Annotated in this window: 19 protein-coding genes; 4 read left to right on the top strand and 15 right to left on the bottom strand. The window is 64.5% G+C overall.

Translation table 11 applies throughout. The features are described from left to right. Positions 1–128: 128 nt before the first annotated feature. Positions 129–1,322 carry an ABC transporter substrate-binding protein gene (locus tag AC0L23_RS07885; RefSeq protein WP_085361915.1) on the top strand — a complete coding sequence of 398 codons (1,194 nt, stop codon included), beginning with the start codon at positions 129–131 and terminating at the stop codon, positions 1,320–1,322. A gap of 177 nt (positions 1,323–1,499) precedes the next feature. On the opposite strand, the gene AC0L23_RS07880 is transcribed toward AC0L23_RS07885, so the two are convergent. From AC0L23_RS07880 to AC0L23_RS07865, 4 genes are read right to left on the bottom strand one after another with little or no spacing between them, the layout of a single operon-like run. Next, positions 1,500–1,886 (bottom strand): MAPEG family protein, encoded by a 387-nt coding sequence (locus AC0L23_RS07880; RefSeq protein ID WP_085361914.1) that lies wholly within the window; start codon positions 1,884–1,886, stop codon positions 1,500–1,502. 27 nt (positions 1,887–1,913) lie between these two features. Further along, on the bottom strand, positions 1,914–2,996 hold the full coding sequence (locus tag AC0L23_RS07875; protein WP_085361913.1) for a lipocalin-like domain-containing protein: 1,083 nt from the start codon (positions 2,994–2,996) through the stop codon (positions 1,914–1,916). After that, entirely contained in the window at positions 2,986–5,448 is a 2,463-nt protein-coding gene (locus tag AC0L23_RS07870; RefSeq protein ID WP_085361912.1) for an ABC transporter permease, read from the bottom strand. Before AC0L23_RS07870 ends, AC0L23_RS07875 begins: the two co-directional genes overlap by 11 nt. Continuing rightward, on the bottom strand, positions 5,445–6,098 hold the full coding sequence (locus AC0L23_RS07865) for an ABC transporter ATP-binding protein (RefSeq protein WP_085361911.1): 654 nt from the start codon (positions 6,096–6,098) through the stop codon (positions 5,445–5,447). Before AC0L23_RS07865 ends, AC0L23_RS07870 begins: the two co-directional genes overlap by 4 nt. 145 nt (positions 6,099–6,243) lie before the next feature. Between AC0L23_RS07865 and AC0L23_RS07860 the strand changes: the two genes are divergently transcribed. Then, a complete protein-coding gene (locus AC0L23_RS07860; protein WP_085349635.1) occupies positions 6,244–7,602 on the top strand; it encodes an MFS transporter in 1,359 nt (452 codons plus the stop codon). A gap of 187 nt (positions 7,603–7,789) precedes the next feature. Here the strand turns inward: AC0L23_RS07860 and AC0L23_RS07855 are convergent, their stop codons facing one another. The 10 genes from AC0L23_RS07855 to soxX form a co-directional block, all read right to left on the bottom strand. Continuing rightward, complete coding sequence (locus tag AC0L23_RS07855; RefSeq protein ID WP_018455979.1) at positions 7,790–8,998, bottom strand: MFS transporter; 1,209 nt, start codon at positions 8,996–8,998, stop codon at positions 7,790–7,792. A 131-nt stretch (positions 8,999–9,129) separates the two neighbouring features. After that, positions 9,130–9,303, bottom strand: a complete 174-nt coding sequence (locus AC0L23_RS07850) for a hypothetical protein (RefSeq protein WP_018455980.1) — start codon at positions 9,301–9,303, stop codon at positions 9,130–9,132. Positions 9,304–9,379: 76 nt separating this feature from the next. Continuing rightward, a complete protein-coding gene (locus AC0L23_RS07845; protein ID WP_018455981.1) occupies positions 9,380–10,417 on the bottom strand; it encodes an MBL fold metallo-hydrolase in 1,038 nt (345 codons plus the stop codon). Positions 10,418–10,687: 270 nt separating this feature from the next. Beyond that, positions 10,688–11,146, bottom strand: a complete 459-nt coding sequence (locus tag AC0L23_RS07840) for a DsrE family protein (RefSeq protein ID WP_018455982.1) — start codon at positions 11,144–11,146, stop codon at positions 10,688–10,690. Continuing rightward, positions 11,143–12,894 (bottom strand): thiosulfohydrolase SoxB, encoded by a 1,752-nt coding sequence (soxB, locus tag AC0L23_RS07835; protein ID WP_473356808.1) that lies wholly within the window; start codon positions 12,892–12,894, stop codon positions 11,143–11,145. Before soxB ends, AC0L23_RS07840 begins: the two co-directional genes overlap by 4 nt. 55 nt (positions 12,895–12,949) lie before the next feature. Beyond that, complete coding sequence (locus AC0L23_RS07830) at positions 12,950–13,267, bottom strand: hypothetical protein (RefSeq protein WP_085349637.1); 318 nt, start codon at positions 13,265–13,267, stop codon at positions 12,950–12,952. Then, positions 13,264–14,127, bottom strand: coding sequence for a sulfur oxidation c-type cytochrome SoxA (gene soxA / locus AC0L23_RS07825; RefSeq protein WP_085385505.1), 864 nt, complete (start codon positions 14,125–14,127; stop codon positions 13,264–13,266). Before soxA ends, AC0L23_RS07830 begins: the two co-directional genes overlap by 4 nt. Then, the gene (gene soxZ, locus AC0L23_RS07820) at positions 14,127–14,438 is read right to left on the bottom strand and encodes a thiosulfate oxidation carrier complex protein SoxZ (RefSeq protein ID WP_018455986.1); all 312 of its coding nucleotides are present in this window, start codon (positions 14,436–14,438) and stop codon (positions 14,127–14,129) included. Before soxZ ends, soxA begins: the two co-directional genes overlap by 1 nt. Before the next feature lie 15 nt (positions 14,439–14,453). Continuing rightward, positions 14,454–14,945 (bottom strand): thiosulfate oxidation carrier protein SoxY, encoded by a 492-nt coding sequence (gene soxY, locus AC0L23_RS07815; RefSeq protein ID WP_018455987.1) that lies wholly within the window; start codon positions 14,943–14,945, stop codon positions 14,454–14,456. Between the two features lie 38 nt (positions 14,946–14,983). Continuing rightward, positions 14,984–15,337: a sulfur oxidation c-type cytochrome SoxX gene (soxX, locus tag AC0L23_RS07810; protein WP_018455988.1), complete on the bottom strand. Its 354-nt coding sequence runs from the start codon at positions 15,335–15,337 to the stop codon at positions 14,984–14,986. 258 nt (positions 15,338–15,595) lie between these two features. On the opposite strand from soxX, the gene AC0L23_RS07805 reads away from it, so the two are divergent. Beyond that, positions 15,596–16,267, top strand: coding sequence for a DUF938 domain-containing protein (locus AC0L23_RS07805; protein WP_018455989.1), 672 nt, complete (start codon positions 15,596–15,598; stop codon positions 16,265–16,267). 116 nt (positions 16,268–16,383) lie between these two features. On the opposite strand, the gene AC0L23_RS07800 is transcribed toward AC0L23_RS07805, so the two are convergent. Beyond that, on the bottom strand, positions 16,384–18,450 hold the full coding sequence (locus AC0L23_RS07800) for a prolyl oligopeptidase family serine peptidase (RefSeq protein ID WP_085385566.1): 2,067 nt from the start codon (positions 18,448–18,450) through the stop codon (positions 16,384–16,386). A gap of 207 nt (positions 18,451–18,657) precedes the next feature. Between AC0L23_RS07800 and AC0L23_RS07795 the strand changes: the two genes are divergently transcribed. Then, positions 18,658–19,905 carry an MFS transporter gene (locus AC0L23_RS07795; RefSeq protein WP_085385504.1) on the top strand — a complete coding sequence of 416 codons (1,248 nt, stop codon included), beginning with the start codon at positions 18,658–18,660 and terminating at the stop codon, positions 19,903–19,905. Positions 19,906–20,059 lie beyond the last annotated feature (154 nt).

Below are 20,059 nucleotides of genomic sequence, written 5' to 3'. Positions count from 1 at the left end.
GCCGGGACGACGCCGTTTGCTTGGCACGCCCTTCATACTAACGACCAACATGCAATGGATGGGCACCGCCGGGGTTCTTCACTAGTATCCGCGCGATTTCAAAACAGAAAACTGCTGGGAGCTAACACATGAAATCAGCACTTTTGGCCGCTGCCGCAATGTCGGCTTTGTTGCTGGCCGCGCCGGCCTCTGCGCAAGGCGTCAAGATCGGCATCCTCAACGACCAGTCCGGCGTCTACGCCGATTACGGCGGCAAATGGTCGGTCGAGGCCGCCAGGATGGCGATCGAGGATTTCGGCGGCGAGGTGCTGGGCCAGAAGGTGGAGCTCGTCACCGCCGACCACCAGAACAAGCCGGATCTCGCCACCTCGATCGCGCGCCGCTGGTACGATGTCGAGAACGTCGACATGATCACGGAGCTGACGACCTCGTCGGTCGCGCTCGCGATCCACGAGCTCTCCAAGGAAAAGAAGAAGATCGACATCGTCGTCGGCGCTGCGACCTCGCGCCTCACCGGCGATGCCTGCCAGCCCTATGGTTTCCACTGGGCCTATGACACCCGCGCGCTCGGCGTCGGCACCGGCGGCTCGCTCACCAAGGCCGGCGGCGACAGCTGGTTCTTCCTCACCGCGGACTACGCCTTTGGCTACGCGCTGGAAAAAGACACCAGCGAGATCGTCACCGCCAATGGCGGCAAGGTGCTTGGCTCGGTGCGCGTGCCGCTCAACTCCTCGGACTTCTCCTCCTTCCTGCTCCAGGCGCAGAGCTCGAAGGCGAAGATCGTCGGCCTTGCCAATGCCGGCCTCGACACCACCAACTCGATCAAGCAGGCGTCCGAGTTCGGCATCGTCTCCGGTGGCCAGAAGCTCGCGGGCCTCTTGATGACGCTCGCCGAAGTGAACGGCCTCGGCTTGCAGGCCGCGCAGGGCCTGGTGCTGACCGAGGGCTATTACTGGGATATCAACGACCGCACGCGCAATCTCGGCGAACGCTTTCTCAAGCGCACCGGCCGGATGCCGAACATGATCCAGGCCGGCACCTATTCGGCGACGCTGAGCTATCTCAAGGCGGTCAAAGCCGCCGGCACCAAGGATCCGGATGCGGTCGCCAAGAAGCTGAAGGAGCTGCCGGTCGACGACGACTTCGCGCAAGGCGGCAAGGTGCTCGAGAACGGGCGCATGGTCCACGACATGTATCTGTTCGAAGTCAAGAAGCCCTCGGAATCGAAGAAGCCCTGGGACTATTACAAGCAGCTCGCGGTCGTTCCCGGCGAGAAGGCGTTCTTCACGGCCAAGGAGAGCGGCTGCCCGCTGACGAAGTAGGGATCAGGACCCCGCCAATAACTCCGATGTCGTCCCGGCGAAGGCCGGGACCCACAACCCCAGGGAGAAGTTGTGGGCCCGAACTGGTAACTCCAAGTCTTCGTCAAAATCACATCCCGTGGTTATGGGTCCCGGCCTTCGCCGGGACGACACTGAGTGTGTGGCGGTTGTCCGCCCTCACACCAGCCGCAGCACCAACGCTCCGAGCGTCCCGGCCCACAGCACAATGGCCGCGATACCCTGAATAAAAAATCCCGGGCCGCGTTTTGCGGCGGCTTTCGAATAGCCGATGAAGTAGACGATGCGGCCGACGATCCAGACAGTGCCGATCGTCGCCGCGCCGGCATCATTGATGTAAATCGCGAACAGCCAGAGCGACGGCAGGAAGATCGGCATCCATTCCAGCGTGTTCATCTGGATCCGGAACGCGCGCTCGAAATCCGGATGGCCCGACATTGCAGGCACCTTGACGCCGGTTTTGGTGCGCGAGCGCGACACGTTGATGGTGATGAAGAAGTAGAACAGGATCGCCAGCAGCGTGACGAGGGCGGTGAGGTGATACATCGCTAGTCCCTTCGAAGAGGTCCCGGTTCAATACCCGGTCAGCTCGAGATAGCCAACGCCGTCATGCGTGCCGGCAAAGCTGATCGGCCCTTCCCAATAGGAAAAACCGGTCCCCATCCACGCCTTCGGATTGAGCGGCTTGCACTGGATCGAGAACGACCGCGAGGGGATCGCGATCTGCCATTCGACCGGCAGCTTATGTCCCGCGACCTCGGCGGTCGCCTTCGGACTCATCTGGATGTCGTCGCCCGCGATCATGTGCGTGTCGCCTGTGGCGCTGATCCAGTTGCCGAACGGATGATTATGGCCGTCCTTCTGGCGCAGCCGGTACAGCATCAGCTTGTCGCCGGACGCCAGATGCAGCGACAGCCAGTCCCAGCCGGTCTGGTCGGTGTCGAGCGGCTGGCTGCTCCATTCGCGGTCCATCCAGGCCTGGCCGGAAACATCGACCGGTCTGTCGTCGATGGTGAGCGTGCCGCGGGCGCGATAGAACGGCTGGCTGTAATAATAGGAGGCCTGACCGCGCTCCGACTTGCGGCTGTAGCCGCCGTCGCCCTGCAACACCACCGGACGATCGGCCTCGAGCGTCAGCACGTAACTGAAGTCGGCGCCCGAGGCCTTCAGCGTCAGCGGCGCTAAAGCGCGATCTTCGGTGCGCTCGGATCCGTTCATCTCCCAATCGTCGATCCAGGCCGAGAACGGTTTCGCCGTGACGCCGGCCTGTCCCACACCACCGCGGGAAAACAGCTCGTTGAAGCGGTGGGTGTCGGCGCGCGTTACCGCGGCATGCGCCATCCACACCTGTTGATTGGCCCAGCCCTCGCCCTGAGGCCCCGGCTGCGTCGCCTGCCGGAACAGCGTCCATTGCAGGCCGCAAGCCGCGCCGCTGCCATCGACGAGATTCGCCGTGAGATACCACCACTCGATGCGAAACTCCGGATGCGGCCCGTGATCGCCGGGAAAGGCGAACGTCTTCCCCGGTGTGACCTTCGCAAAGCCGTCGGCCGTTTCGCCGAGCCCGGCATAACCTTGCGCGCCCGCGCGGCTGACAGCCGCGAGCGCGGCGATCCCGCCCGCGAAGGTGCGCCGGGAGATCCTGTCAGCGCTCATTGGCAAACACCTTGACGAGGCCCGCCGGCTGCATCCGGGCCAGTCGGATCATCGGCGGCAGCGCGGCAAGCAACGAGGCGAACAGCGCGATCGCGACCAGTTCGACCAGTTGCAGCGGAAACACATGGAACGGCAGCCGCCAGCCGAACGCCTTCACGTTCACGATCGCGATCAGGCACCACGCCACCAGCAGCCCGAGCGGCACGGCCAGGAGCGAGGTGAACAGCGCGATCGACAGCGTCTTGGTCAATTCGATCGCGGCAAGGCGCGGCCGCGTGATGCCGATCGCCCAGAGCGGCGCGAGCTGCGGCAGGCGGGAGTTCGCCAATGTCAGCAAGCTGGTCAGAAGCGCGATCCCGGCGACGCCGAGCGTGAACGCGTTCAGCGCCGAAGTCACCGCAAAGGTGCGGTTGAAGATCCGGATCGACTCCGCCTTCACCGTCGCCTGGTCGGCGACGCTGCGGTCGTCGAGCGCAAACTGCTTCTGCAGCGCCGTGATCAGGCTGGGGATATTCTCCTTCGCGACGATGAGACCGATGCGCGTCTGCGGCGTCTGCGGGAAATGCCGGATCAGCGCCGCGACATTCACCGCCAGCTGTCCCTTGGGGTTGCCGTAGTCGGCATAGATGCCGACGATGTCGAGCTCCCAGGTCCCGCCCGGCGCCGGGACGTCAACGACGTCACCGACGCGGACGTTGAGGCGGCGGCTCAGCTGCTCGCTGATGAAAGCGGCATTGCCGGGTATGAGTTGTGTCCAGGCACCGGGTGCGGCTTCGAGCAGCGGCCAGCGCTCGCGATAGAGCGCGTGATCGGGCAGGCCGAGCAGTTCCACCGGCTGGCCCTGCACCTGCGCCTCGGCACGTCCGCCCGACAGGATCGCCTGGACATCGCTGCGCTCCTTCAGCCAGTTGCGGATCGCGACGCCTTTCGCATTGTCGGAGGCGCTGATGTAGACGTCGGCTGCGAGCCGCCCGTTGAGCCAGCCGATGAAGGTGCGGCTGAACGTTTCCACCATGGTGGACACCCCGACATTGACGGCGAGCGCGAGCAGCAGCGCCATCAGCGCCAGCGACAAACCCGAGAGCTGCTGCCGACTGTCCGCCCAGAACCACAGCGCGAGCGGCCTCCGCGCCAAACGCTGCCCGGTCCGCAGGATGATGTCGAGGAAGGCCGGCAAGATCAACGCCGCGCCGAGCATCAGCGCTGCCAGCACGCCAAAGCCCGCGATCAGCGATTGCCCGTACTGGAGCAGCAACAGCGCGACGGCGAACACGGCGCAGGCAGCCCCGCTCTGCAGGATCAGCCAACGGCTCTGCCTCTGTTGCCAGGCGCGCGGCTGCGCGGTCGCCAGCACCGGCATCCTGACAGCCTTGATCAGGCTGGTCGCCGCGGCCACCAGCGCGCCCACAATGCTGATGCCGATCCCGGCGAGCCACCATTCAGGTCGCAAGCTGAGCTGCCCCGGGATTTGCGCGCCGTAGAGCCCTCGCAGGGATGCTGCGACGTCGGGCAAGAGCGCGGCCGCAATGAAATAGCCGCAGGCGAGCCCGATCAGGCCTGCGACCAGCGACAGCGCCACGAGCTCGACCACCAGCACGGTGTTGACCAGTCGTGCCGAGGCACCGCAGGCCCGCAGCGTGCGCAGCATCGGCAGCCGCTGCTCGAAGGCGAGGCCGACGGCTGAATTGACGATGAAAAGACCGACGAAGAACGACAGCAGGCCGAACGCGGTGAGGTTGAGGTGAAAGCTGTCGGTGAGACGCTCCAGCTCGGTCTCCGCATCCGGCTCAACCCGCTGCAAGCGGTCGCCGACGACGCTCGCTAAGGGCGCGGGCTTGCCCTTGGGCTTGCCGATCAGAAGCCGCGAGATCTGGTCCGGCTTGTTCAGCAGCCGCTGCGCAACGCCGATATCGACCACGAGCACGTCGGGCACGAGCTGCGGCAGCACGCGCAGCGGCGGCAGTATTGCGCCGTTGCTGATCGGCGGCGCTGCGCCTTCCCGCTCCTGCAAGTCGGTCAACGTTTCCTTTGCCACCAGCGTCTGGCCCGGCGGCGCCACGAAGCTGCTCAGATCGGCGGCGCCGAGGCGCGGTGCGTTGCCGACATCGACCGGCAGCGTCACCGGCTCGATGCCGAGCAGCCGGACCGAGCGCCCGTTGACCTGGACCCGTCCCTCCAGCATCGGCGAGACCGGCCAGCCGGCGCGGCGCAGCTTGACGAACAGCTCCTGCGGAAAAGTCGCGGCATCAGGCGCGACCAGCATCGGCGTGCGCGCGCCGCCGAAGGTTGCCGCGGCGCGGTCATAGGCGCTGCGGGCCTGCTGGTTGATCGCCTGCACGCCGCTCCACAGCGCAGTCGCCGCGATCAGCCCGATCAGGAGCGTCGCGAACTGCATCTTGTGGCGCCGCCAATGGCTGAGCAGCACGGCGAGGACCCAGAGCGCGCGCCTCATGCGATCCGCCCGGCATGCAGGTTGACGTGGCGATCGAGTGCGGCGGCCAGATGCAGGCTGTGCGTCACCATCAGAAAGCCGCAGCCGGTGCGCGTGACGAGGTCGCGCGTCAAGGCCAGCACGTCCTCGGCGGTGGCCTCGTCGAGATTCCCGGTCGGCTCGTCCGCTAGCAGCAACGACGGCTTCGTCGCTAGGGCCCGGCCAATCGCGACCCGTTGCTGCTGTCCGCCCGACAATTGTTCTGGATAACGCTTGAGCAGGCCGCCAAGCCCGAGACGCTCGATCAGCTCCTTGTACCAAGCCTCGTCGTACCGGCCGGCGATCCGTGCCTGAAACACCAGATTATCCCCGACCGACAGACTCGGGATCAGATTGTATTGTTGAAACACCAGGCCGATCCGGTCGCGCCGCAGGCCCGCGCGTCCCGCATCGGACAATTTGGTGACCTCCGTGTCTTCCAGTCGGATCGTGCCGCCATCGGCGGCATCGAGCCCTGCGATCAGGTGCAGCAGTGTGCTCTTGCCGCTGCCGGACTCGCCGGTCAGTGCGACGCGTTCGCCGGCCTTGAGATCGAGATCGACGCCGCGCAGGACATGGACCGGCTCACCGGCCGAAGAGAACGTCTTGGAGAGGTTTTGGATGCTCAGCACGATGAATGGCGCCGGACGGAATTAGCGGAATTGCTGCGTAGCACACTTGCTGCGGAAATGCCGGGTTGCGTTGGTATTGAAGCCGTTGTTAGCTCCTAAGAGGACCACATCAAAAAAGTGCCAAAAAGGGACGACGGGGAGAACGATGAGCGCTCAGGCAACGCAGCCCGCGGCGGGCAAGATGACGGGGATGTCCAAGGAAACGTCGAAGGAAACGCAAAAGCAAACGCCAAAGGGCGCTTGGACCGTTACATTTCTCCTGTTTCTTTTCATGCTGGTGAACTTCGCCGACAAGATCGTCGTCGGTCTCGCGGGCGTTCCGATCATGACCGAGCTGAAGCTCGAGCCCGAGCAGTTCGGTCTGCTCGGCTCGTCGTTCTTCTTCCTGTTCTCGATCTCGGCGATCGTGGTCGGCTTCATCGTCAACAAGGTACCGACCCGCTGGGTGCTGTTGACGCTCGCGGTGATCTGGGCGCTGACGCAGTTTCCGATGGTCGGCACCGTCTCTTTCACCACACTCCTGATTTGCCGCATCGTGCTCGGCGCCGGCGAAGGCCCGGCGGCCTCGGTGGCGATGCACGCGATCTACAAGTGGTTCCCCGACGAGAAGCGCACGATGCCGACCGCAATCCTGTCGCAGGGTTCGGCCTTCGGCGTGATCCTGGCGGTCCCGGCGCTGAACTGGATCATCGTCAACCATTCCTGGCACTATGCGTTCGGTGCCCTCGGAATCGTCGGCCTGATCTGGGTCGCCGCCTGGCTCGCACTCGGCAAGGAAGGCCCGCTGGACACCCACGCATCGGCCGTGATCGAACCGAAAATACCCTATCTCCAGCTTCTGACATCGCGCACTTTCATCGGCTGTGTGACCGCGACCTTCGGCGCCTATTGGGCGCTGTCGCTCGGGCTCACCTGGTTCACGCCCTTCATCGTCAAGGGCCTCGGCTTCTCGCAGTCTCAGGCGGGCTTCGTCTCGATCCTGCCCTGGGTGTTCGGGGCGACCATCGTCATTCTCACGGGCTGGATCTCGCAGGTGATGCTGGCACGCGGCTACACGTCGCGGATCTCCCGCGGCGTGCTCGGCTCTGTGCCGCTGATCGTCGGCGGCCTGATCCTCGCGATGATGCCGCACGTCCAAGGTGCCGGCCTCCAGATCGCCCTGCTCGTGGTCGGCTCCGGCCTGTGCGGCGCGATCTACGTCGTCTGCCCGCCCATGCTCGGCGAGTTCACGCCGACGTCGCAGCGCGGCGCGGTTCTCGCGATCTACGGTGCGCTCTATACGCTTTCCGGCATCATCGCGCCGCTCGTGATGGGCAGCGTAATCCAGCGCGCCGGCAGCATGCTCGACGGCTACATGACCGGCTTCACCATCAACGCCGCGATCATGGTCGGCTCCGGTGCGCTCGGGCTGCTCCTGCTCTGGCCCAACACGGAAAAGGCCAGGCTGACCGGTGGAGCTGCTCCGCAGGCAGCGCCGCTGAAGAGCGCGGTGTCGCCGACGTAAGGGGCCACTTCAGCCAACCCAATCACAACTGTCATCCCGGCGAAGGCCGGGATCCATAACCACGATTTTTAGTTTGGCGAAGACTTGGAGTTGGCAGCTTTGCGCCACAACTCCGATTCGTGGTTATGGGCCCCCGGCCCCTATGCGCAATTGCGCACTAGGCCGGGACGACAATTGAGTTTGTTGCTCAAGCCGCGATTTGCCGCTTCCGCTCCGTGAACGGCGACAGCACCACCGTCGCGACCATGAAGATCACGGATGCGCCGAACACCCAATGCGGCGCGCTCTGGTCCATAATCCAGCCGAACAACAGCGGGCTGACGATGCCGCCGAGATTGAAGCCGGTGGAGACGATGCCGAAGGCGCGCCCCGCCGCGCCGGGAGGTGCTGCATTGCGCACCAGCATGTCGCGCGAAGGCGCGATCACGCCGGAGAGGAATCCCGCGGCCGCCATCGTGGCGGTCAGCGCCCAGCCCGGCAGCGTGACCAGCGCGATCAGCAGCACGATCGCCGCGTTCGCGGCGAAGCAGGCGGCGGCGACATAGCCGTGGCGCTCGGTGTGGTCGGCAAGAAAGCCGCCCGCGAGCACGCCGGCGGCGCTTGCACCGAGGAAGGCGGTGAGCGCGACATTGGCCGCGGAATAGGTCACGCCATAGCCACTCATCAGCGCCACCACGCCGAAATTGTTGATGCCGGCGACCGACAGGCTGAGCAGCATGAACAGTGCCGTCAGCGTGATCAGCGCCGGCGTGATCACGGCCTGTTTGGGTGCGTTCTCGGTGCCTGGCTTGGTCTTGTGCGCGCCGGCATCGGGAATGTTCATGGTCACCAGCAACACCGCGACCAGAACGCCGATCACGCCCGATGCGATCAGCGCACCGACACCGCCTGACACGATGACCATCGCGGCGACGATCGCCGGCGCCACCGCGCCGCCGAAATAGCCGGCAAAGGTATGGATCGAGAAGGCGCGGCCCATCCGCGCTTCGTCCATGTGCTCGGCGAGGATGGCGTAATCGGCGGGATGGTAGACGCTGTTGGCGAGCCCGAGCAGCACGGCGCAGGCGATCAGCGAGGTGTAGCTGAGATGCAGGCCAAGCAGGATCAGCGCGAGGCCGCCGAGGGTGAGGCCGCCCAGCAAAATCTTTCGCGCGCCAAAATGGTCGACGAGATAGCCGGTCGGCGCCTGCGTCAGCCCCGACACCACGGCCGACACGGTCAGCGCGAAGCCGAGCTCGACGTAGCCGACGCCGAGTTGATTTTTGAGGAAGGGAAACAGCATCGGCAGGACCAGCAGATGAAAATGGCTGACCCAATGCGCGATCGAAATTCCCGTCAGCGTGCGTAGCGCGCTGTCCGCCTTGCCTTGCTGCGGTGCGGCGAGAACGTCGACCATTGCAGTTCCGTTTCACGTCCTTTGGAGACGCGCAAACTATCGGGCAGAGCGGTTATTTGTCCATGAACGCAGGCGCATGGCAGTAGCGCGGGGCAGGACGACAGTTGAGAGCGTGGCAAGAGACGAGCCCCTCAAAACGGCTCGTCGTCCGGCCCGTAGCGGTCGCGCTTTGGTGTCGCGATGTCGCCGTCTTCGTAATCATCGTCTTCGGTGTCGCGCGGAGGCTGAGGCTTCTTCGCCTTGTCTTTTGCTGGCGCGTCGTCCGCAATTTTGGGCGGCGCGCTCGGCTTGCCGATCTTGGCCATGGCTGGTCCCGGACAGTGATGCTGCGCCCAAACCTATCCGGAAGATATGTGCAGTTCCTGACTTATCTCAAGGCGGTCAGTGCACCACCGGCCCGCCGGCCTTTTTCCAGGCATCGATGCCGCCGGCGATGTGGGCGGTGTTGGTGAGCCCGGCCTCCTTGGCGGCGGCGACAGCCATCGCAGAGCGTTCGCCGAAGGCGCAGAAGAACACGACGCGGCGACCGGTGGCGGCCGCGACCTCGCGCAGCATGCCGCCGGGCTTGAGGCTGTCCTCAACGGACGGATAGGGTGTATGCAGCGCGCCTTCGAGCATGCCGTGCTTCATCCGCTCATTGGTCTCGCGCAAATCGACCAGCAGGATATCGGGACGGCCGAGGCTGCGGATCGCCTCGACGGCGCGGAGCACGCGGCCCTCTTTCTCCAGCTCCTCCTGGTGCAGGCCGACATGCATGTTGGCGGGCACCGCGACGTCCATCATCTTCGGATTGGGCAGCTTCAGATTGGCCATCAGCTCGATATAGTCGTCGACCGAGCGCACCTGGAGCCGCGGATTGTAGCGTTTCTCCTCGCCGATGGTGGAGACGGTGTCGCCCTTGTAGTCATGCGCCGGGAACACCATGGTCTCGTCGGGCAGCTTGAGCAGGCGGTTGAAGATCGAATCGTACTGCGCGCGCGACGAACCGTTCTGGAAATCGGTGCGGCCGGTGCCGCGGATCAGCAGCGTGTCGCCGGTGAAGACGCGGTCGCCCATCAAGTAGGAGTAGGAGTCGTCGGTGTGGCCGGGCGTGTACATCACGTCGAGCGACAGGCCCTCGATCGTCACCTTGTCGCCGTCGGCAACCCGCATCGCCACCACGTCGGCCTTGGTCTGGTCGCCCATCACGGTCATGCAATGGGTGCGGTCGCGCAGCTCGCCGAGGCCGGTGACGTGGTCGGCGTGCAGATGGGTGTCCACGGCCTTGACCAGCTTGAGATCGAGCTCGCGCAGGAGCTGGCAGTAGCGGTCGACCTTCTCCAGCACGGGATCGAGGATCAGCGCCTCGCCGCCGGCGCGGCTCGCCAGGAGATAGCTGTAGGTGCCCGAAACACTGTCGAAGAGCTGGCGGAAGATCATGGCAAGACCCGGCGTGAACTACCCCGAGATTCTACTACATTTCGAGCTTACAAGAGAAGCAATTCACTGTGTAAGCAAGAAAATTTGGAAGATTTTTATTCCTGTGACGGGCGGGTGGGCGTCACCTAGCCACCGCTGCCATTCCCCGCGAAGGCGGGGAATCCAGTACGCCGCGCCCTCCCGTACCCCTCGCGGTCTCGGAGTACTGGATCGCCCGCCTTCGCCGGCGATGACACCGAGTATGCCGCGACGCTTCGCCCCGCAAAAGGCTCAGGGCCTCACCACCGTGTATCCGTTCTCGCTGAGGAACAGGATCTGCCCGACCCCGACCTGCACCGGCGTAGCGGCAGGGATGAACTCCGGCCGCTTGCCGGTCTCCCGCTCGATCGTGTCGACAGTGTTGAGGCAGATGTCGAAGCGTACGCCTTGCGCGATCAGGCTCTCGACCTGCTTGCGGCGCTCGCTGCCGGTGAACAGGAGGTCGATGCCGGGACCGAACGCCACCACCTCGATTGCGACCTTGTCGGGGTCGTAGGCCTTCAGCAAATTGTTGGCGACGCTGAGCACCAGAGCTTGCTTCCTGGCATCGCCATCGGAGAGCTGCAGCACGATCTTGTGCTCGGCGAACGGCTTGTCCTGGAGCGGCACCTGCTGCGCGAAAGCCGGTGGCATCGCCGCCCAGGCGAACAGCGCCAGCAGCATCGCGGATAGGGTTTGCGACCGCATCATCCCTGTCCTGCGATGCCCGGATTACCCTCGACGCCCTTTAGCGTGACGCCGGAGCCGAGCCGCTCCTGAAACATCCGGCCCGAGCGCAGATATTTTGCCACCACATCCCACACCGGCGCGCCTTGCTGGCCGTTGACCGAGGCCCAGCCCGCGACCTTGTAGCGGTGGCTGGCACTGAGCGCCTTGCCGCCATTGAGCTTCAGCTCCGAGATCCGGCTGCCGATCGTCGCCGTCGGCGTGCAGGTGTAGCTGAGCCCACCGGCGCGCACCATGTCGCCGCCCTGCTGGTAATAGGGATCGGTATTGAAGAGGTTGTCGCAGACGTCTTCCAGCACGTCCTTGATCTCCGCGCCGGTCATCTCCTGCACATAGGTCTCGGGATAGCTGATCGCGGTTTCCGCGAGCAAATCCTCCATCGTCAGTGCCTGGCCGGACAGTCCGGTGACGCCCCAGCGGAAGCCCGGCGACAGCGCGATCTCGGCGTCGAACTCGGTGCGCAGCGCGCTGCAGATCAGCTCGTCGACCGGGCCGGCGAAATTGTCGCGTCGATACAGCAGGCGATCGGGCGTCGCGATCTTCTCCAACCAGTCGGTGACGAAGGGTGCCCGCAACTGGCCGATCAGTTCGGCCATCCCGGGATCGGGTTTCAACAGCTCGGAATAGACCGGCAGCAGATGATATTTGACGTCGCCGACCTTGCCCTTGTCGAGCGCGAGATCGAGCACGGCCAGAAATTTTCCGTTGGAGCCGGCATTGGTGACGAGCGTCGTGCCGCTCGCATTCTTCACGGCGATGGGCTGCGGGATCGCATCATGGGTATGGCCGCCGAGGATGACGTCGATACCGGTGACGCGGCTTGCGAGCTTGAGATCGACGTCCATGCCGTTATGCGACAGCAGGATGACCGCATCGACCTTGTCGGTGCCGCGCAGGCCGTCGACATGCTTCTGGAGCTCTTCCTCGCGGATGCCGAAGGACCAGTCCGGCGTGAACCGTTTGGGATGCGCGATCGGCACGTAAGGGAAGGCTTGGCCGACGATCGCGACGCGATGGCCGCCGAGCTCCTTGATCACGGAGGGCTTGAACACGCGTCCCGTCGCCTTGTCGAAGGCCGGGGCATCATTGAATGCGGCTTCCTCGGTGAGAAAAACGTTCTGCGCCAGAAACTCGCCCCTGAAGCGCGCGAGATTGTCGCGCAGCGCCTGCTCGCCATAGGTGAATTCCCAATGCCCGGTCATCGCCTCGACACCGAGCAGGTTTGCGGCCTCGACCATGTCGCGGCCCTGCATGATGTTGGCAAGTCCCGAGCCTTGCCAGAGGTCGCCGCCGTCAACGAGCACGGAGCGTTTTTCGCCGACATCGCCACGCAAGCGGTCGATCAGCGTCTTCAGATGGGCGAAGCCGCCGAGCTTGCCGAAGCGGCCTGCGGACTTCTCGAACTCGAAGCAGCTGAAGGCATAGGCATCCGCGCTGTCGGGCCTGATGCCGAAACGGTCGAGAAAGGCGCGGCCGACCAGATGCGGCGGCCGTCCCGCCATCTCGCCGATCCCGATATTGACGCTGGGCTCGCGAAAATAGACTGGATTGAGTTGCGCATGCGTGTCGGTGAGGTGAAGGATGCGCGCATTGCCGAACCGTTCGAGGTCGTAAATGCTCGCAGCCTCAGCACCGAGCGCAAGCCGCGGCAGGCTCAGCGATGCGGCAGCAAGGCCTGCATTCTTCAGGAAATCGCGGCGGCGGATCGCCATCCAGAAATTCTCCGCGCCCTCTCACGGTCGCAAGGCTGTTGCACAAGCGAACAGTCTAACGGATTTCCATCGCCTTCCAGGCTTCTTTTTCGGAAATCGCCTGGAAGATCGACGCCTTCGCCAGCGCCTCGGCCTCCCTGGCTGCGGCCACGGCGCGGTCGAAATCGCCGCCATCGGCCGCCTTCTTTGCGGCGGCCAGCGTCGAGACGGTCACGGTCCATTGGTTGCGCATGCCGGCGGCCTCCTTGGAGGCGGCCTCGGCGGCGGCAAAGGCCGCCTTGTAGTCTGCCTCATCTGCCGCGCGCGCCGCCGGCGCGAGCCCGAGGGTAAGCAGCAAGGCAAGCAGCCGGGCGAAAGGGAGTGACAGCTTCATGGCCGCGCTCCCGGTCCCGATATCGGCAGGCCGTTGGCGACGTAGGACAGGAAATATTCGACGTCGCGATATTCATCCGCCTGCGGCTCCAGCGGAACCGCGCGGGTCTGGCTGTTGCAGGTGACGAAGCGGCGGCTGGTGGTGCCCATGCCGCTCCATTCGGAGCGGTAGATCGGCATCGCGTTCAGAATGCCAAGCGCCGGCGCCAGGATCTCGGCGCGGATGCGCTCACCCGGGCTCTGCACATGGCAGCTCGCGCAGGAGAAATTCAATTGGCCGCGGCGGGTGTAGAAATAGCGCTTGCCGTTCTCGAATGCCGCGAGCGCGCGAGGATCGTCGGGGATCTTGATGTCCATCGGCTTGCCGCGCGAGGTGAAGGCCATGTACGCCGTGAGCGAGGCCATCTCGTCCTTGACGTAGGAATAGGGCGCCTCGCCATTGGCCTCGCGGCAGCGGTTGAGCGCCAGCTCCAGCGTGACGACCTTGCCTTCCTTCTCGTCGAAATAAGGATAGTTCTGGCGGATGCCGATGCCGCCGTTCGGGAAGCAGTCCGCATAGGTCTTGCCGTTCTTGAACGGGGTGGCGAACATCTCCTTGCCGGCGTCTAGCGCGAACTCGTAGGGCGGGAATTCCTCCTTCTCCTGCCACTGCCGCTTCATGTCCTCGTTCATGGAATAAGGACCGTTGACGAAATCCTCGTGCTTCACATCAGGGAATTTCTGGAAGAAGAAGTTCTGGAACGCCTTGGCATCGGCGATGGGATCGACCTTGTCGGCCGCCACCACGCGTGGAGAGGTGAGGGCCAACGCGACGAGCGCGGCGCTCAACGAACCAAGCAGGATGGAGGTGCGGGCCTTCATCACGAGATCTTCGCAGTGGTCGTGTCCGACGCACCCTTGTTATCCGTCCAGGAGACCTTGAGATCGTCGCCCTTCTTGGCTCCCTTGAAGCTGAACTTGACGTAGGGGTCCTTCGAGACGGCGGTGCCCCAATCGGCAACGAAGACGTCCTTGCCGTTACATTCGAATTTCAGCTGCTGGATGTAATGCGCCGGGATCAGCTCGCCCTTGGCGTCCTTGACGAAGCCGGTATCCATCGGGTGCTGGATCAGCGCCTGCACCTCGGTGATGTCGCCGTTGGTGGTGGCGCGGACGCGAATGCTGGATGCCATCTCGATCTTCCTCGCTTAGCCGCCGCAGCCGCCGACGGTGACCTTGACCTCTTTGGTCGCGCTGTAGAGCTTGCCGTCGGCCTCCACGATCGCGACCACGTTGGTGGTCTTGGCCATCTTCAGCCGGTTGGCGACAGCAGGGATCGTGCCTTCGGGAATCCTGTAGCTGGCGGCCAGCGCGCTGGGATTCTCGGCCACGAAGAATGAAATCGAGGTGACCTTGTCGAGTGTCGTCGTCACCGAGATCGGCACCACACCGCCGTTCTCGGCGATCTCGGGGGCGTCCAGCTTGACCTTGTCGGACGGCTCGGCGGTTTTGCCGTAGAGCGCCTTGATGGCGTCAGCCTCGCTCTTTTGCTTGAACGCCTCTTCCGGATATTTGTCGTTGGCCGCGGCGCGCGCGGGCGCGGCGCCGAACGGCAGATTGCCGAGGCCGAGCAACGCGACCGAGGCTGCGCCCTGAAGGATCAGGCGCCGCGTCGCGCTTGGGCCGGTGAGTGTGGTCATCTCTGGTCTCCCAACCAAATCTCGTGGCATGCCTGAAGTCACAGGGTCTGCAGGAAATCAACGATCGCGCTGATCTCCTGTTCGGTCAAAATCCGGTTCCGGCCGAACGGCGGCATCATGGTCTGCGGATTGCGCTTGGTCTCGTCGAAGATGATCGCGGTCAGTTCGTTGCGATCGGGGTACTTGGCCTTGAGGTCCTTCAGTTCCGGCCCGATCGTTCCCGGCAGGTCGCCACCCCTGATGACATGGCAGGTCAGGCAATTGCCCTTGCCGCGGTCGAAAGCGAGTTTCTGGCCGTCGGCCACAGCGGACTGCGCCCACGCCGGGGTGGCGAGGCCGGCTGCAATGGCCAGCAAGATGAACAGAACGGGCGTCCGGGAAAAGGCGGTCAAGGCGTTATTCCGAGGCGTTATGCGATGGTCTCGATTACAAAATAGAAGCGTTCCAAAGCACAAAGGGCGCCGCCTGACAATCAAGACTATCCACGCGACAAAATGGAGTTAATATCTTCCCGATTGCAACTAAAGAGATTATTTGTTCAGCCGATTTGGTCCGAGAGTTAGGGGCCGTGGCGCGGGCCGGCTGTTTCCTGAGCGTTTGGGCGCTCAACCTGTTTTCATCGCGTTCTCGTTTTTTCAAGGGGACCTCACTTGGCTGAATATGTCGTCGAATTCGGCAGGGATGGCGGTCGGGTCGAGTCGGATGGGCGGCTCGATGCGCCGGCATTTCATCGCAATCACGAGCCGCTCTGGGCGGCACTGGAACGGCATCTCGCCGGCTGCACCGGCAACGTGGTCGAGCTCGGCAGCGGAACCGGCCAGCACGTGGTCTACTTCGCCCGTCACACGCCCGGCCTGATCTGGTGGCCCAGCGATCTCAACCAGCGCCACCTCAAGAGCATCGAGGCCTGGCGCGTTCATTCAGGCCTCAAAAACATCCGCTCGCCGCTGCGGATCGATCTCACCGATCCGGACTGGTGCCCGGAGATGAAAAGCGGGCAGGGGCCGTCGAGTCTTGCCGCATTGTTCTGCGCCAATGTCATCCACATCGCGCCATGGAGCGTCGCCGAGGGTCTGTTCGCCGGCGCCGGCCGCTATTTGCGGGCCGACGGCAAGCTGTTCCTCTACGGCCCGTTCAAGCGCGGCGGCAAGCACATCGCGCTCAGCAATGCGGTGTTCGACACCTCCCTGCGTGAAGGCAATCCCGACTGGGGCGTGCGTGACATCGCCGATGTCGAGGCGCTTGCCCGCGGCGTTGGTCTTCGCCTTGTCGATACGATGGACATGCCCGCGAACAATCTGACCTTGGTATTCGCGCGATAGGAGGTCGTCATGCCCGGGCTTGTCCCGGGCATCCACGTTCTTCGTGCACCAGCTAAGGCGTGGATGGCCCGGTCAAGCCCGGCCATGACCGTGCGGAGATGTCAGCGCCGCAAACGCTAGCCCTCGTCCTTCCACCCGATCTTGTCCTTTAAGAACCGAAAGCCAATCACCTCGAACCCGGCGCGCTCCTTGTTGTCCTTGCCGTAGCCGTGGCCACCGGCTTCAGGCTCGTAGAACCAGGCCTCGTAGCCCATGGCCTGGAGCTTTGCCGCCATCTTGCGCGCATGCCCGGGATGGACACGGTCGTCGCGTCGCGTGGTGGCGATCAGGATCGGCGGATACGGCTGGCCGGCCTTGACGTTGTGATAGGCGGAGTAGGACTTGAGCCAGTCCCACTCCTCGGGCTTGTCGGGATCGCCATATTCCGCGATCCAGCTCGCGCCGGCGAGCAGCTTCGTGTAGCGGCGCATGTCGATCAGCGGGATGGTGCAGAACAGCGCGCCGAAACGTTCGGGGTATCGCACCAGCATGTTGGTGATGAGGATGCCGCCGTTCGATCCTCCCTGTGCGGCAATGCGCTTTGCCGTTGTCACGCCGCGGCGGACGAGATCGGCGGCAACGGCCGCGAAATCGTCGTGCGACAGTTTCTTGCCGGCGAGCCGGCCGGCATCGTGCCAGCGCGTGCCGAATTCGCCGCCGCCGCGCAAATTCGCCTGCACCGTGGTGCCGCCACGCTCCAGCCACAGCTTGCCGAGGGACGGGTTGTAATACGGCTTCACCGAATGGGCGAAGCCGCCATAGGCGCTCATATAGACCGGTGCGTCGCCGGTCTCGCCGGCGGGGCCGGTCTGCACATAAGGGATGCGCTCGCCGTCGATCGAGATCGCCTCGTGCTGCGTCACCACCAGTCCGTCGGCGTTGAATGTTTTCGGCGCCTGCTTCAGCACGGTCGGGCTCGCGACGCCGCGCTCCATCAGCAGCAGCGACGGCGGCGTCAACGGATCCTGCACATTGGCAAGCAGGTCGCCATTGCTCTCGGAGGGATGGCGATCCAGCGGCCAGATGTCCACGACGCCGATCTGCGGCAGGCCGCCGAGTGACTCGCGGCTCCAGCTCGTGACGGACGGCGTGCAGATCTCGAATCGCGGCTGGAGCTCGTCAAGGATCGACAGCACCAGCCTGCCTCCGGCCCAGAACAGACCTTGCAGGGCGCGGCGAGATTCCGGCTCGAACAGCACCGCGAAATCGCGGCTGCCGGCGAGGAAGGCCGAGAGCGGCATGCCGAGCACGGTGTCGGCGGCATAGGTTCTGCCCTCGATCGACCAGGCTTCGCGCAGCTTCATCGCGAACCAGTCGCCATGCGCCTGCAACCAGATGCCGGTCGGCAGATCGAGCTTCGTCGTCGCACCGTCTGCATCGCGCAGCCAGAGCGCATGATTGAAGAAGTCGATCTGGTCGACGATCCAGCTGCGCGGGGCCGCAGCGGTGTCGTCGACGATGCCGGAGATCGCCATATGATCGGCCGTGGTCTCGATGATCACCTGCGCCTGATCGACAGGCTGGCCGCGTCGCCACAGGCGAACCGTCCGGGAATATCCCGAGCTCGTCGCCATGCCTTCGCCATGGGCGCTCGACAACAGCAGCGTGTCGGCATCGAGCCAATCGGCGCCGCCCTTGGCTTCCGACAGCGCAAATCCGTCCGCAACGAAACTCTTGGTGTCGAGGTCGAATTCCCGCAAGGTGACGGCATCGCTGCCACCGCGCGACAGCCCCAAAATGGCGCGCGCGCTTCCCGGCTGCGTGGTGATGCCGCTCAGCAGCCAGTCCTCGCCTTCGCGTGCCGCGAGCTGGTCGACATCCAGCATGATTTCCCACGTCGGATGCGGTTTGCGAAACTCCGCGAGGGAAGTCTTCCGCCACAGGCCGCGCGGGTTGGTGGCGTCCTTCCAGAGATTGTGCAGTTCGGTGCCGCGGCGGCTGACATAGGGAATGTTGTCGGGACGATCGTAGATCGCCGCGAGGATGTCGCGATCGCGCGCGAAGGCCGCTCCGCCGAACGCGTCGAGTGTCAGGCTGTTCTGCCGCGTGACGAAATCGAGCGCCTGCTTGCCTTCGATCTCCTCCAGCCAGAGCCAGGGATCGTCGTCAGGAGCGCTGAGCGTAGGCCTGTCGTCGACGGACATGAACGAAACTCCGGAAGGTCGTGGCGGATAGGATTTGATCGAGCGCAAGCCGTCAAGTGCGCGGCCCATTATCATCGGCCCGATTGCGTCAGAGACATGGCCTGCGCCCGTTTGCGCCGGTTGCCCGCCCTCCCGCGTCCCGCCATAGTGCCGGGAATCAAGCGAGCCCTTGAAAGCACTTAAAAGCCCGTTGGGGCGGAAATGCCGATGCTGGATGTGACTGCAGCCAATGAGGTCGCCGCCGACGCCCGCGTGCGCGCCAATGTGGTGCGCCTTGCCGCCGCGCAGGCGCTGACCGGCGCCAATTCGGCGGTGATCTTCGCCACCGGCTCCATCGTCGGTGCGACGCTTGCACCCGACATGTCGCTCGCGACGGTACCGCTGTCGATGTACGTGCTGGGGCTTGCGGCCGGCACGCTGCCGACCGGCGCGATATCGAGTCGCTTCGGCCGCCGCTGGGCCTTCATCATCGGCACGGGCCTGGGTACGCTCACCGGCCTGCTCGGCTGCTTCGCGATCCTGCACGCTTCGTTTCCGTTGTTCTGTCTGGCGACTTTTCTCGGCGGCCTCTACGGCGCGGTGGCGCAGTCCTATCGCTTCGCTGCCGCCGACGGCGCCAGCGCGGCGTACCGACCCAAGGCGGTGTCCTGGGTAATGGCGGGCGGCGTGTTCGCCGGCGTGCTCGGTCCGCAGCTCGTGCAATGGACCATGGATGTCTGGCAGCCTTATCTCTTCGCCTTCAGCTTCTTGGTCCAGGCGGCTGTCGCGCTCATCGCGATGGGCATCGTCGCCGGGGTCGACATGCCGAAACCGGCGCCGGCCGATCTTCATGGCGGGCGGCCGCTGCTCGAGATCGTGACCCAGCCACGCTTCATCGCAGCGGCGCTGTGCGGCGTCATCTCCTACCCCATGATGAACCTGGTGATGACCTCGGCGCCGCTTGCCATGAAGCTGTGCGGCTTGAGCGTTTCAGATTCCAATTTCGGCATTCAATGGCACATCGTCGCCATGTACGGGCCGAGCTTCTTCACGGGCGCGCTGATCGCCCGCTTCGGCGCGCGCAAGATCGTTGCCGCCGGCCTGCTGCTGGAGGCCGGCGCGGCCGGCATCGGCCTGTCCGGCATCACCGCGATGCATTTCTGCGCCACGCTGATCGTGCTCGGTGTCGGCTGGAACTTCTCCTTCATCGGCGCCTCGGCGCTGGTGCTGGAGACGCACCGGCCGCAGGAGCGCAACAAGGTGCAGGCCTTCAACGATTTCCTGGTGTTCGGCATGATGGCGATCGGCTCGTTCTCGTCCGGCCAACTGCTCGCCAGTTACGGCTGGTCCGCGGTGAACATGGTGGTGTTTCCGCCGGTGCTGCTCGGTCTCGCCGTGCTCTCGCTGGCGTCCTGGACCCGTCGCCGCAAAGCGCGGCTCGACGCGGCCATGGGCGAGTTCCCGGATGCGATCTGAGATGGCGGGAGGCTGTCAGCAGCGTTGATAGTTCGATCCAGGTCGAAGTGGTTTTCTGGTGAAGGTTACTAGATGTCGTCATGGCCGGGCTTGTCCCGGCCATCCACGTCTTGGGCGCGCGGATCGAAGAACGTGGATGCCCGGAACAAGTCCG

It is taken from the genome of Bradyrhizobium sp. MI1.4 (assembly GCF_055811315.1).
The sequence above is the reverse complement of the archived record's forward strand: the minus strand, read 5'-3'. Positions and strand labels throughout refer to the sequence as shown.